Raw genomic sequence first — 13,211 nt, 5'->3', positions numbered from 1 at the left:
ATGAAAATGGCGAGTTATGCGATTGATAAACAGGTCAACACTTGGATGTTGATCATGCTTTGTTTTTTGGGTGGTCTTTGGGCGCTAAATACGATTGGTCGTTTAGAAGATCCAGCCTTTACCCTGAAAGAAGCCATGGTGATCACCTATTATCCTGGGGCGACGGCAACCGAGGTGGAAGAGGAAGTGACTGAGGTACTTGAATCGGCAGTACAGCAGTTACCACAGTTAAAGCGTGTGACGTCTAAATCCTTCCCAGGCAAATCTGAGATCCGTGTAGTGATCCAAGATACTTACAATGGCTCAGCCATGCCGCAAATTTGGGATGAGTTACGGCGAAAAATCAGCGATAGCAGTCGGTCATTGCCTGCCGGGGTAATGACGCCCTCAGTCAATGATGATTTCGGTGATGTGTTTGGTATTTTTTATGCGGTCACTGCTGAAGGGTATAGCGATCGCGAGATCCGTGAGTTGGCCACGTTTTTACGGCGCGAAATGCTGATGGTGCCGGGTGTGGCTAAAGTACAAACCGCGGGCGAGCCACAAGAGAAAATTTATGTAGAGATTGCCCAAGAGCGGTTGCTGGGCATGGGCCTACCTTTAGATTTAGTGATTGGTACCTTACAAGCTGAAAATACCGTCGCGGCGGCCGGCTCTTTAGCCGTTGGCGATAAGCGTATCCGCTTAGTCAGTAAGCCTGGCTTAGATTCGATCAGTGCGATTGAGAACTTACGTTTAGGTAATTTGGGCTCCACTGAGCAACTGAGTATTTACGATGTTGCTAAAGTGAGTCGAGAAGAGGCGGAAACGCCGACACACTTGATCCGTCATAACGGCAAAGCGGCTTTTACGCTTGCCATTGCCGGCTTAAGTGATGCCAATATTGTCGATGTAGGTAATGCCGTTGATTTGCACTTAGCCTCTTTAACGCCGCGTATTCCACTGGGCATCGAGTTACAGCCGATCTACCAGCAACATATTGTGGTGGATAAAGCGATTAATGATTTTATTGTGAATTTATTAATTTCTGTGGTGATTGTGGTCGCCGTGCTGTGTTTAACCATGGGCTGGCGCGTGGGTATTGTTGTCGGCGGCACCTTATTGCTTACTGTGCTGGGCACCTTGTTCTTTATGCGTATATGGCAAATCGAAATGGAGCGTATTTCGTTAGGTGCGCTGATTATCGCCATGGGGATGTTGGTTGATAATGCCATTGTGGTGGCCGAAACCATGCTGATAAATATGCAGCGAGGCATGGCATCACGCCAAGCTGCAGCGGAGGCGGCCAGTCGCACCCAAGTGCCGTTATTAGGTGCCACGGTTATTGGCATTATGGCCTTTGCCGGTATTGGCTTGTCGCCTGATAGCACGGGTGAGTTTTTGTTTTCGTTATTCGCAGTGATTGGTATTTCCTTATTATTAAGCTGGGTGTTGGCGATTACTGTTACCCCTTTGTTAGGTCATTATTTGTTTAAAGTGGCCGCAGACAGCGAGCAACGTGATCCTTATGCCGGTTTTGTTTATCAGCGTTATGCCAAAGTGCTCCGTTTAGCTTTGCAGCAGCGCGCCGCTACCATCGGTTTGCTGATGGTGCTAACTGTGATCAGCGTTATTGGTTTTGGCCAAGTTAAGCAGGTATTTTTCCCTGCCTCTAATACCCCGTTGTTTTACTTAAATTATTATTTACCGCAAGGCACCGATATTCGTGCCACCGAGCGCGATATTGCCGAAATAGAAAAGATTATTTTGGCCGAAGCGTCGGTGGAGTCGGTCAGTAGTTTTGTTGGCGCAGGTGCCAGCCGTTTTATGTTGACTTACGCACCGCAATTGCCGAATAGCGCTTATGGTCAATTGATCATTCGCACCAAGGAGCGAGATGCGATCCCGTCCTTGATGCAGTATTTGCGGCAAACTTTACCAGCTCAGTTCCCCAGTGCTGAAATTTATACTGAGCGTCTGATGTTCGGCCCCGGTACCGGGGCAAAGTTACAGGCTCGCATTTCTGGTAGTGATGAGGCCATTTTGCGGCAACTCGGCCAACAAGTGGCGGATATTATGCGTAATACCGAAGGCGTGACCGATATCAGGCAAAACTGGCGGCAGCGTGAGTTGGTGATAGCGCCAGATTTCAATGAAGAGCGGGCCCGCATTGCCGGTGTTAATCGTACCGATTTAGCGCAAACCTTGGCTTTTGCCAGTGAGGGTTTAGTGAGTGGTGTGTATCGTGAGCAAGAAAAACAAATTCCTATTGTAGTGCGGCCACCGGCAGCAGAGCGATTTGATTTAGACAGACTAAATGACCGCATGATTTGGAGCAGCATCGACAACAGCTATATCCCGCTAACGCAGGTGATTAATGGTTTTGTTACCGAGCACGAAGAAGCGGTGATCCAAAGGCGCAATCGGGTACGCACTTTAACCGTTGAAGCAGAGCCCACCACGGCCATAACCGCCGATCAAGCCTTAAAGCGTTTGCGGGCGCCGGTTGAGCAATTAGTATTGCCTCATGGCTATACGTTGGAGTGGGGAGGCGAGTATGAAAGCTCAGCGGAAGCACAGGCTTCATTAGGTAAACAATTGCCTTTAAGTTTTCTGGTGATGTTAGCTATTAGCATTTTGTTGTTCGGCTCCCTAAAACAACCCTTAGTTATTTGGTTAATTGTACCGATGTCGATATGTGGTGTCAGTGCTGGGCTTCTGCTGACGGGCTTTCCTTTTGGTTTTACAGCGCTGTTGGGCTTTTTGAGTTTATCCGGCATGCTGATGAAAAATGCCATAGTGTTAGTTGACGAAATGGATTTGCAATTAAGCCAAGCAACGGATAAGGCTCAAGCCATTATTGATGCGAGCATCAGCCGGATCCGGCCGGTGATTTTAGCGGCATTAACCACTATTTTAGGTATGTTGCCACTGATTTGGGATGCGTTTTTTAACAGTATGGCGATAACCATTATGGCCGGTTTGGCGTTTGCCACCGTGTTAACTTTGGTGGCAGTGCCGGTATTGTATTCGCTGGTGTTTAAAATCAAATTAGTCCGCTAATTGAATCTGTTGGTTGCTAACAGTGCGGCTTTTGCTGTGCTGTTAGTGGCTACAGTTAACACAAAATGCGGTGGCGGGTAACGCTTCTAAGCGTGCTGGATTAATTTTTGCATCACAACGGGTACATTGGGCATAAACACCTTGCTCCATTCTTAGCAAGGCCTGATTAATTTCAGCCAACTCTGCCTCGGCATGGTGTTTTAGGCTAGTTAGCACATCATCGTTTTCTCGCTCTTGTGCTTGTTCTGCAAAATCATGGCTGTGTTCTTTCGAGAGGTCTTGCTGCAGTGATACCTGCTGTCGCTCCAATTCCATTTTGCGTTGAATTAGGCGACGTTTGTATTCTTGAAATGGCATGATCTGCTCCTTGTCTCTGCGCTATCTTAAATTTAGCAGCACTTCGTTAAAAAAGCTTGATCTAGCACAAATAAACAGCAATGGCTCAGGTGGTAAGACGTGTCTGCTTGGCCTGTTGTTGCCACATTTTGGCATATTCCCCCGCTAAATCTAGCAACTGTTGATGGTTGCCTTGTTCAATCAATTCGCCCTGCCGTAATACTAATATGCAATCGGCATCGGTAATGGTTGATAAACGATGAGCGATAACCACGCTGGTGTGTTGTTTGGCGACTTCACGCATAGCAGCAACAATGCTTTGCTCGGCTAAGGAATCTAATGCCGAGGTGGCTTCGTCAAAAACTAAAATGGGCGAGCCTTTTAATAGCGCTCGGGCAATCGCAATGCGCTGTTTTTCACCGCCAGAGACCTTTAAGCCGCGTTCACCCACCAAAGTGTCATCACCTTGTGGCAAGCTATCAATAAACTGACGTAACTGGGCTAATTCTATAACCTGGGCAATCTCGCTGGCACTGGCTCCCGGTTTGGCATAGGCAATATTGTCTCGAATACTACTGTTAAATAACACCGTATCTTGCGGCACAATGGCAATCGCTTGGCGCAGAGAGTCGAGGGTTAGCCCCTTAATATCTTGCTGATCAATTAAAATGCGGCCGCCGCTCACATCGTAAAAGCGATACAGTAAGCGGGCAATGGTACTTTTACCCGCACCAGACGCGCCGACTATCGCCACTTTTTGGCCTGCGGCAACGGTAAAACTGAGATTATTGAGAATGGGGCGATCGGCCTGATAGGCAAAACTCACCTGCTCAAACTGAATACTGGCACCTTGGGTGACTAAGGATTTGGCATCCGCTTTATCGACAATGCTGCTTTTGCGTTGTAATAAGCCCAGCATATTTTCTAAATCGGTTAACGCACGGCGAATTTCACGATACACAAAACCTAAAAAATTCAACGGTAAAAACAGTTGGATCATGTAAGCATTCAGCATTACTAATTCACCGATACTCATTTCACCACTCACTACCTCGGCTGCAGCTAGCCACATTAATGCGGTAATAGCCGCGGCAATTAATAATGCTTGGCCAGAGTTAAGTAAAAGCAGGCTTAAACGGTTTTTTAAACGAGCTTGTTCCCAAGTGGCTAAAAAGCCATCGTAAACCTGTGCTTCATGCTGCTCATTATTAAAATATTTCACCGTTTCATAGTTAAGTAAGCTATCAACAGCACGGCTATTGGTGGTGTTATCCGCTTGATTCGCCTCACGAATAAACTTGTTGCGCCATTCCGTAATATACACGGTAAAAAAGATATAGAGACTGACCGCCACCACGGTGATCAGCGCATACATGGGCGAGAACAGTAAGCTGAAGATCACGGCTACCGCCACGATTTCAAGTAAGGTTGGCACAATATTAAACATCAAAAAGCGCATTAAAAAGCTCAGGCCATTGCTGCCTCGCTCTATATCGCGACTGATGCCACCGGTTTGTCGGTCAAGGTGAAACGCTAGTTCTAAACTATGCAGGTGTTTAAAAACTTTTAAACCTAATTGGCGCATGGCATGTTCGGTGACACGCCCAAACAGTGCATCCCGCACTTCACCAAAAAACACCATGCCAAAGCGCAGCGCACCATACAACAATAATAACCAAACAGGAACAAGCAGTAATTGTTGGCGGTTGGCATCTACCGCATCGATAATTTCTTTTAAGGCCCAAGGCAGTAGTAAGGTGGCGCTTTTGGCGGCAATAAGTGCCAGTAAGGCTAACAATACCCGCCCTTTAAAGGCCATTAAATAAGGCCAGAGGGTTTTAATACTCTGACCTAGCGGCATGGCGTAATCACGCTTTAACGGTTCAGGTTGTTTTGCGGCGCTTCGCATGCCTCGCATAGTACTCTCAGTAATTCAACTTACGCATAAGTACAAAGGTACGCGGTATCCTGTTGTACTTGCAATTGAAACTTCACGTTAGCTGCTACTTCAAACGCCTGACCTGATGTAAATGTCAGCCAATCATCACTGCCAGGCAGTTTTACGGTAAGAGCGCCGCTGATCACGGTCATTACTTCATGTTGGCTGGTACCAAACTCATATTCACCGGGTGCCATTACGCCGACCGTTGCAGGTAGCTTTTCGCCTTGAAAACCAATTGAGGCGACTTTGCCATCAAAATAATTGTTGACTTTAAACATCGTTAACTCCTTATATATCGGGCTGTTTAGTAAAACGGAAAAAAGCCCGTTTGTATAGCTTTTTAGCTATTTAGATGTCTTGAAGTCTTTTTCTACTCAGTAAAGCATTCTTAAAAAGTTAATCAGATTGCCACATTCGTGGCTTAGTCTGCACAATCCTAATAACAGATCAGGGAATACCACGTGAAGAAAACACTTATTGCGGCAACACTCGCGCTTATTTTAGCGCCTGTTGCTCAAGCAGAACTATTTATTTCAGAGTATGTAGAAGGTTCAAGTTTAAATAAAGCACTAGAATTACATAACCCGGGCACTGCACCGATTAATTTAAGCGATTATCGGATCCGGATTTATTTCAATGGCGCGTTAACATCCAACGTTAATCAACAACTCAGTGGCACCTTAGCTGCCGGTGAAACCTTTGTTTATGCTAGTTCTGCCTCTGCAGCAGCCATTTTAGCGGTAGCGAATGTCACAACCGGAGCAAGTCTTTGGAATGGTGATGATGTTATCGTAATTGAAAAGAATGGTGTGGTTGTTGATAGTATAGGTAAAGTGGGAGAGGATCCTGGCACTGCTTGGAACACCAATGGCGTGTCAACATTAGACAAAACGCTTCGTCGTAAGAGCGTGTTAAGAGATCCCAATATCAGTGATGCTTTTGATCCCTCTGTTGAATGGATTCAATTTGATCGGGATGATTTTTCTGATCTGGGCATGTTTAATGGCACAGGTGCGCCAATTGATCCTGAAGATCCTGTCGATCCCGAGCCATTACCACCTTTAGTGTGTGGCGCAACCTTTACGCCCATTTCCGTGATTCAAGGCGTGGGTAATGCGAGCCCCTTAGTCGGCCAAACGGTAGTGGTAGAGGCGGTTGTCACACATACTTTACCCGGCTTACGTGGCTATATGATCCAAGCCAGTGATCTTGAACAAGATGCCGATCCGTTAACTTCCGAAGGCGTTTTTGTCTTTACCGATAATGCAAATCTGAATGTTACCGCAGGTCAACGTGTGCGCTTACAAGCACAAGTTGGCGAAGCCTTTAATAATACTCAGCTGCAGAATGTGGCTAACATGGTCGCTTGTGGCACGGCGCAACTGCCAAACGCCGTGACCGTAAGTTTGCCGGTCGCTTCATTAGATTATTTAGAGCGCTACGAAGGCATGTTGGTGCAGTTCGCGCAAGAGTTGACGGTAAACAGCAACTTTACCTTAGGCCGCTTTGGCGAGTTAGTGTTATCAAACGGTCGTCGTTACACACCCACTCAAGTCGTTACGCCAGGTGCCGCCGCACAAGCCTTAGCGGCTGAGCATGCCTTAAATCGCATTATGTTAGATGATGCCTCAACGCAGCAAAACCCGGGTAATGTTATTTATCCAGCACCAGGCTTAACAGCAATCAATACCGTGCGTGCCGGCGATACCGTCGTGGGCTTAACGGGTACCCTTTATTACAGTTTTAATGAATATCGGGTTAACCCGATTAATAGCGTGAACTTTGTCGCGACAAATCCGCGCACTGCGCAGCCTGAGCTCAGTGGCGATGGTAACGTGAAAATTGCTAGTTTTAACGTGTTGAATTATTTCAACGGTGACGGCTTAGGCGGTGGCTTCCCCACTGCACGTGGCGCCGATAATCTACTTGAGTTTGAGCGGCAGCGTGCCAAGATTTTAGCCGCATTAGCAGCGTTAGATGCTACTGTGATTGGCGTAATGGAGATCGAGAATGATGGTTTTGCAGAAACCTCAGCCATTGCTGATTTAGTGCGTGGTTTACAGCAAGTCAGTGGGCAAGACGATTGGCGCTTTGTCTCAGTTAACACGCCAGTGATCGGTACTGATCAAATTACCGTTGGCATGATATATCGTGCTGATTTAGCCACTCCAGTCGGTGCAGCTCAAATATTAGACGAAAGCAACTCTGCCACGGATGCTAATGGCGTAGCGTTATTTAATACCCGCAGTAACCGCCCGATGCTGGCGCAGCGCTTTAAGCTCACCAGTAACAATGCTGAGTTTGCAGTGATGGTGAATCACCTTAAATCGAAAGGTTCAGCTTGTAGCGGTGATCCCGATCTCAATGATGGTCAGGGTAACTGTAATATCACACGGACGCGTGCGGCCGAAGCGGTAGGACAATTTGCCGCGCAGTACTTCAATGACACTCCGGCTTTGGTGATTGGTGATTTAAACTCTTATGCGAAAGAAGACCCGTTAACGGCCCTGGCTAATGCCGGTTATGCTAACGTGTTTGATGTGTTAGAAAAAACACCGACCTACGGTTATGTGTTTGATGATTTGGCTGGCCAACTCGATCATGCCTTACTGAACGAGCCGGCACGCCGTTATTTAGTGGATGCGGCAGAGTGGCATATTAATGCCGATGAACCAATCGTGCTGGATTACAACACTGAGAGTAAATCGACGCAGCAACGTAGCGATTTTTATGCGCCCGATGCTTATCGTTCGTCTGATCATGATCCGGTGATCGTCGCTTTACAACTGCCAGCCGTGTTTAAAGCTGCAGACTTAGATCAAAATAATGTGGTGGATGTGCGCGATGTGACCTTATTCCAGCAGCGATTAAAACAAGGTGGCGTATTACCGCTGAGTCTTGATTTTAACCGAGATGGTAAGGTGAATTTAATTGATGCGCGTTTTATGACATCACTATGCGATCTACCGCGTTGTGTTACTCCTTCTTAATATAATTGGAATGAAAAAAATGAAAGCAATGTTTTTAGCCTTATGTGTCATGTTCAGTGGTTTTAGTCAGGCCGCGTTAATTAAATTTGAAGCTGATAAAGCAAATTATCAAGTAGGGGATACTGTTAGTATTGCCGTGGTACTGAGTAGTTTCTCACGACCTGTAGCCGCTGCATTAGTCGATTTTGGATATACCAACAGTTTTCTGCAGTTTTTAAGCGCAGAAGCTGGCAATGGCTTTGATGACGGTCTCGGCAGTTATTTTGATGTTGATAGCTCTATTGATGGTATTTTTAAATTTTCTGATTTTGCAGATTTATTTGCTGATGAAACGATTTTAGCGGCAAATCAAGGCTCTAGCTTCGTATTGGCAACAATAAAGTTTCGAGCGTTAGATGCGGGCTTTGCAGAGTTAGTTTTTGATACTTCAACACTCTTTATCTCTGATTTTTTTGATGAAGAGTTCGCAATGGAAAGCGATAATTTAGAGTTCAATATCGCTGCAGCGCAAGTCCCCGCGCCGGCAACAGCGTTGTTATTGTTAGCCGGTTTAGCATGTTTGTATCGCCGGCAACAACAAAAGTAAATAGGGTGCTGTAGCCTAAGGTAATTGAAGATAAAAAAAGGGCCAGTCATCTGACTGGCCCTTTTTATTTAGAGTGTCTCGCGCTTATGCGGCTTCTGTTTTGGTTTGTTTCTTACTTTCAGCTTTTAACGCTTCAGCACCATTGGGTTGCTGGGTTAAGGTTTTGTCTGCCGCTAAGTAATCAGGCTCAAAATCATCCACATTAATCACAAACAAACGGCTATCTTCAGCTTTACGTAACTTATCCGCTTCTTGTTTATTAATCACGCCTAGCTCTAAGCCAATATCAGCTACGTCATGTAACTTGAAGAAAGGCAGGCGTTTACCTGAGGCTTTGCTGACTTTATCAAACAGCGGCTCTGCAGCTAGCACATCCAATAAGGCTTGTTCTACGCGACCTAATTGATTACCTGGCTCAACCGTCAAATACAAGTGCTTACCTAAGCGGTTACGCGCTTCACAAGGGGTCATCATGATACGTGAAACTTGATGATCCAGCACATCTGATGGTTTACGTAGCGTGCGACCAAATGGGAAGACAATGCGTTTTAGCACGATACCAATGACGCGGTTAGGGAAGTTATCGAATAACTCCGTTAACGCCAATTGCGCTTTAGCCATGTTATCTTCACAAGCCCATTTTACCAAAGGTAAGTCTTGAACTTGGCGACCTTCATCTTGATAACGCTTCAGTACTGATGAGGTGATATACAGCATACTTAAAATGTCACCTAAACGCGCTGAGATACGCTCACGACGTTTTAAATCACCACCTAAGGTTCCCATCGCTACGTCAGACATTAACGCAAGGGCGGCACTAAAGCGGTTCATTTGCTTGTAATAACGGGCAGTGTCATCGTTGTAAGGTGAATGACTAAAAGCACCACCGGTTAACGATAACCAGAAGGTTCGGAAGAAATTACTAATGGCAAAACCAATATGACCGAATAACGCTTTATCAAAGGCAGTCACGGCTGCGCCTTCATCCGTCAATTGGGCAGCTTGTAACTCGGCTAACACATAAGGATGACAACGGATGGCGCCTTGACCATAGATGATCATGTTACGGGTCAGGATATTAGCACCTTCAACCGTGATCGCTACTGGCGCGCCTTGATAACCGCGAGCTAAATAGTTATTTGGCCCCATGCAAATGCCTTTACCGCCGTGCACGTCCATTGCATCATTAATCGCCGTACGCATACGCTCAGTCATATGGTATTTGGTGATGGCAGAAACCACAGACGGTTTTTCACCTAAATCAATCGCACCTACCGACATAGAGGTTGATGCATCGGCCATGTAGGCATAACCACCAATGCGTGCCATGGCTTCTTCAACGCCTTCCATTTTACCGACAGGTAATTTGAATTGACGACGAATACGCGCATAGGCGCCAGTAGACAGCGCGGCAGCTTTAATACCACCGGTGCTGTTAGACGGTAATGTGATGGCGCGACCGACAGATAAACATTCAACCAGCATACGCCAACCTTGGCCGGCCATTTCTGGACCACCAATGATATATGAAATAGGTACAAAGACTTCTTCACCTTGCGTGGGGCCATTTTGGAACGGCACGTTCAAGGGGAAGTGGCGACGACCGATTTTCACACCTGGGGTGTCGGCAGGGATCAACGCACAGGTAATACCGCGATCTTCTTCTTCACTTAGTAGATGATCTGGATCGTACAGTTTAAAGGCTAAACCTAACACCGTAGCGATAGGCGCTAAAGTAATATAGCGTTTGTTCCAAGTTAATTTTAAACCTAGAACTTCTTCACCTTGCCACTGACCTTTACAAACGATGCCCACATCAGGGATCGCACCGGCATCTGAACCTGCTTCTGGGCTAGTTAAAGCAAAACACGGCACATCGATGCCTTTGGCTAAACGCGGTAAATAGTAATTTTTTTGCTCATCAGTACCATAATGTTGCAACAGTTCGCCTGGGCCTAACGAGTTAGGAACACCAACGATGCTTGATAACACCATGCTTTTGCTGGTTAATTTTTGCAATACGCAAGACTGTGCATAAGCAGAAAACTCTAAACCGCCGTATTCTTTTTTGATAATCATCGCAAAGAAACCGTGATCTTTTAAGTATTGATAGACTTCTGGCGCGAGATCAGCACGTTCATGAGTTGTGTGCCAGTCATCCGTCATAGCCAGTAATTCTTCAACTGGGCCGTCTAAAAAGGCTTGTTCTTCTGCACTTAACCGAGGTTGTGGGAAGTTGTGCATTTTATGCCAGTCAGGGTTACCGCGAAATAAGTCGCCTTCCCACCAGGTGGTACCGGCATCGATGGCTTCTTTTTCTGTCGTTGACATTTCCGGCATAATTTTGCGATATAACGCCAGTAATGGTTTTGTCAGATGTTGCTGACGTACCGAAGCGATATTTAACGGTAAGGCAACGATTAGAAAGACTAACCAAGACCAAAAGCCGACGATGTCGCTAAAAGTACCAATTAATAATACACCCGCTAAAGCTGCGGTAAATAATGTGAGGCTGGCGCGATGATAGGCAAGAATGCCTGTCGCCACCAGCAAAGCTACACAAACCAGAAAAATACTCATTGTTAACTCCTGCGATAAGAGGTCTGACCACTAAAGCCTAAGCTTAGAACGCTTTGATTTAAGTTGCAAGTACTTCTGTGCAATGCTTATCTATACAAAGTGTCAACTAATGTTGCAGACTCTGTACAATAGCCTTTAGCATAGCTCAGCATTGGCCTTTGTGTGTCAACACAAAGGCTGTATGTACTTTTATATGCCAACGACATCATTGTGGATTAATGGGAATACACCAGTGTGTGAATTATTGGGAATGTCAGCCAATGTGCCGACCGACATTTGTTTTAGTTTTAAAGGCTTAAAAGAGCGCGGTGGGCGCACAGGCCCACATAAAGATGGCTGGGGTGTAGCCTTTTACGAGCAAAAAGGCGTTTGTACTTTTAAAGATGCGCTGCCCAGTTATCAATCCGAAATTGCCCGTTTAATTTCTGATTACCCAATTAAAAGCACCGCTGTGGTAGCGCATGTGCGGCAAGCCAATCGGGGGCAAGTGGCATTAGCCAATACTCATCCGTTTACTCGTGAACTATGGGGGCGTTATTGGACTTATGCCCACAATGGGCAGTTATCCCAATATCAACATTTAGCGGTGGATCGGTTTTTACCCGTGGGAACGACCGATAGCGAGCGTGCCTTTTGTTATTTACTCAGTGCTTTAGCGGCACGTTATCCAGAGAAAAGCCCAGGCCCAAAAGCCGCATTTCGCTATATTCGTCGCTTATTACCACAGTTACAGCAGCTAGGGGTATTTAATATGCTGCTCACTGATGGTGAGTATTTATTGGCGTTTTGCAGCACTAAACTGCATTGGATCACGCGCCGGGCCCCTTTTGGTGTGGCACGCTTATCCGATGTGGATGTGGATATTGATTTTAGCCAAGAAACCACGCCGAACGATGTCGTGACCATTATTGCCACTGCACCGCTAACTAATAATGAGCAGTGGCAAAAAATGCAAAGTGGTGAGGCGCAGTTATTCCGTCGTGGCGAGCCCATCGACTGTTGAGGTGGGGGTGAGCCACTGTACTTTTTGCAGTTGCACATCAAATTGTTCAACGTTATCTTCGCCACGCCAAAGTCTGACGAGCATGTAATCAAGCTCAGGTGCAACCCAAGCTAAAACTTGCTTGTCTGAATTTTCTTCAACCCGAGCAATGCGTAACGCGCGAACGGTGCCAAAAGGTAAGGCCAACGCTTCTTCGGTGACTACCTGATAGTGATACACTTTATTATTACCATCGCGGTTTAACACTTGGTAAGTGAAATCGGTTTTACCGGCGCGTAAATCCAGCACCAATTGTTGATGGTAACTTAGCGGATCTAACCAATCTTCTTGCCAATCGATGGCCTTGAGCGTGGGTTTTTTACCGGTGAAAAGTTGTTGTTTCTGCCAGTCTAAACGTAATTCATAGTGTCGATTAGATCCGGTACCCGTGCGGATCATTTTATAATGTGACGGTTTTAAACGGCCCTGCTCAAGCGTAAAAGTGGACGTTTCGCTACGCTTATCACTAAATACTAACCAAGTGATATCACTGCTATAGCCCATTTCATAATGGCTGTCTTTTTTATGCAAATAGCGTTTAGCTGTGCCATGGCTTTTGCCGCCACGGTACACTAAATAATCAGCATTAAAGGGAGTGAAAATAGGTGCTGCAGCAGTGTCTTTCGACGACTCAGCAACGCTAGGGGATGGCAACGATGTCGCCAATACAGCAGAACTACAGAATAATAGTGT

The 13,211-nt window shown here is 46.1% G+C and carries 9 protein-coding genes; 4 read left to right on the top strand and 5 right to left on the bottom strand.

The window, feature by feature from the left end:
* Positions 1–3,042: an efflux RND transporter permease subunit gene (locus ACUJFL_RS12900; protein ID WP_445427713.1), complete on the top strand. Its 3,042-nt coding sequence runs from the start codon at positions 1–3 to the stop codon at positions 3,040–3,042.
* A 42-nt stretch (positions 3,043–3,084) separates the two neighbouring features.
* On the opposite strand, the gene ACUJFL_RS12895 is transcribed toward ACUJFL_RS12900, so the two are convergent.
* From ACUJFL_RS12895 to ppnP, 3 genes are all read right to left on the bottom strand, one after another.
* On the bottom strand, positions 3,085–3,399 hold the full coding sequence (locus tag ACUJFL_RS12895) for a TraR/DksA family transcriptional regulator (RefSeq protein WP_445427712.1): 315 nt from the start codon (positions 3,397–3,399) through the stop codon (positions 3,085–3,087).
* A gap of 85 nt (positions 3,400–3,484) precedes the next feature.
* Positions 3,485–5,296 (bottom strand): ABCB family ABC transporter ATP-binding protein/permease, encoded by a 1,812-nt coding sequence (locus tag ACUJFL_RS12890; protein WP_445427711.1) that lies wholly within the window; start codon positions 5,294–5,296, stop codon positions 3,485–3,487.
* 20 nt (positions 5,297–5,316) lie between these two features.
* Positions 5,317–5,598 carry a pyrimidine/purine nucleoside phosphorylase gene (gene ppnP / locus ACUJFL_RS12885; protein WP_306178137.1) on the bottom strand — a complete coding sequence of 94 codons (282 nt, stop codon included), beginning with the start codon at positions 5,596–5,598 and terminating at the stop codon, positions 5,317–5,319.
* Positions 5,599–5,781: 183 nt separating this feature from the next.
* On the opposite strand from ppnP, the gene ACUJFL_RS12880 reads away from it, so the two are divergent.
* Both ACUJFL_RS12880 and ACUJFL_RS12875 read left to right on the top strand, forming a co-directional pair.
* The gene (locus ACUJFL_RS12880; RefSeq protein WP_445427710.1) at positions 5,782–8,310 is read left to right on the top strand and encodes an ExeM/NucH family extracellular endonuclease; all 2,529 of its coding nucleotides are present in this window, start codon (positions 5,782–5,784) and stop codon (positions 8,308–8,310) included.
* A gap of 19 nt (positions 8,311–8,329) precedes the next feature.
* Positions 8,330–8,896 (top strand): cohesin domain-containing protein, encoded by a 567-nt coding sequence (locus tag ACUJFL_RS12875; protein WP_445427709.1) that lies wholly within the window; start codon positions 8,330–8,332, stop codon positions 8,894–8,896.
* An 84-nt stretch (positions 8,897–8,980) separates the two neighbouring features.
* Here the strand turns inward: ACUJFL_RS12875 and fadE are convergent, their stop codons facing one another.
* On the bottom strand, positions 8,981–11,476 hold the full coding sequence (gene fadE, locus ACUJFL_RS12870; protein ID WP_445427708.1) for an acyl-CoA dehydrogenase FadE: 2,496 nt from the start codon (positions 11,474–11,476) through the stop codon (positions 8,981–8,983).
* 232 nt (positions 11,477–11,708) lie between these two features.
* On the opposite strand from fadE, the gene ACUJFL_RS12865 reads away from it, so the two are divergent.
* A complete protein-coding gene (locus ACUJFL_RS12865) occupies positions 11,709–12,479 on the top strand; it encodes a class II glutamine amidotransferase (protein ID WP_226750385.1) in 771 nt (256 codons plus the stop codon).
* On the opposite strand, the gene ACUJFL_RS12860 is transcribed toward ACUJFL_RS12865, so the two are convergent.
* On the bottom strand, positions 12,447–13,172 hold the full coding sequence (locus ACUJFL_RS12860; RefSeq protein WP_445427707.1) for a DUF3108 domain-containing protein: 726 nt from the start codon (positions 13,170–13,172) through the stop codon (positions 12,447–12,449). The two genes, ACUJFL_RS12865 and ACUJFL_RS12860, sit on opposite strands and share 33 nt — an antisense overlap.
* Between the last annotated feature and the right edge of the window lie 39 nt (positions 13,173–13,211).

This window comes from Alishewanella sp. HL-SH05 (assembly GCF_052655985.1).
This window is presented reverse-complemented; position numbering and strand designations above follow the sequence as displayed.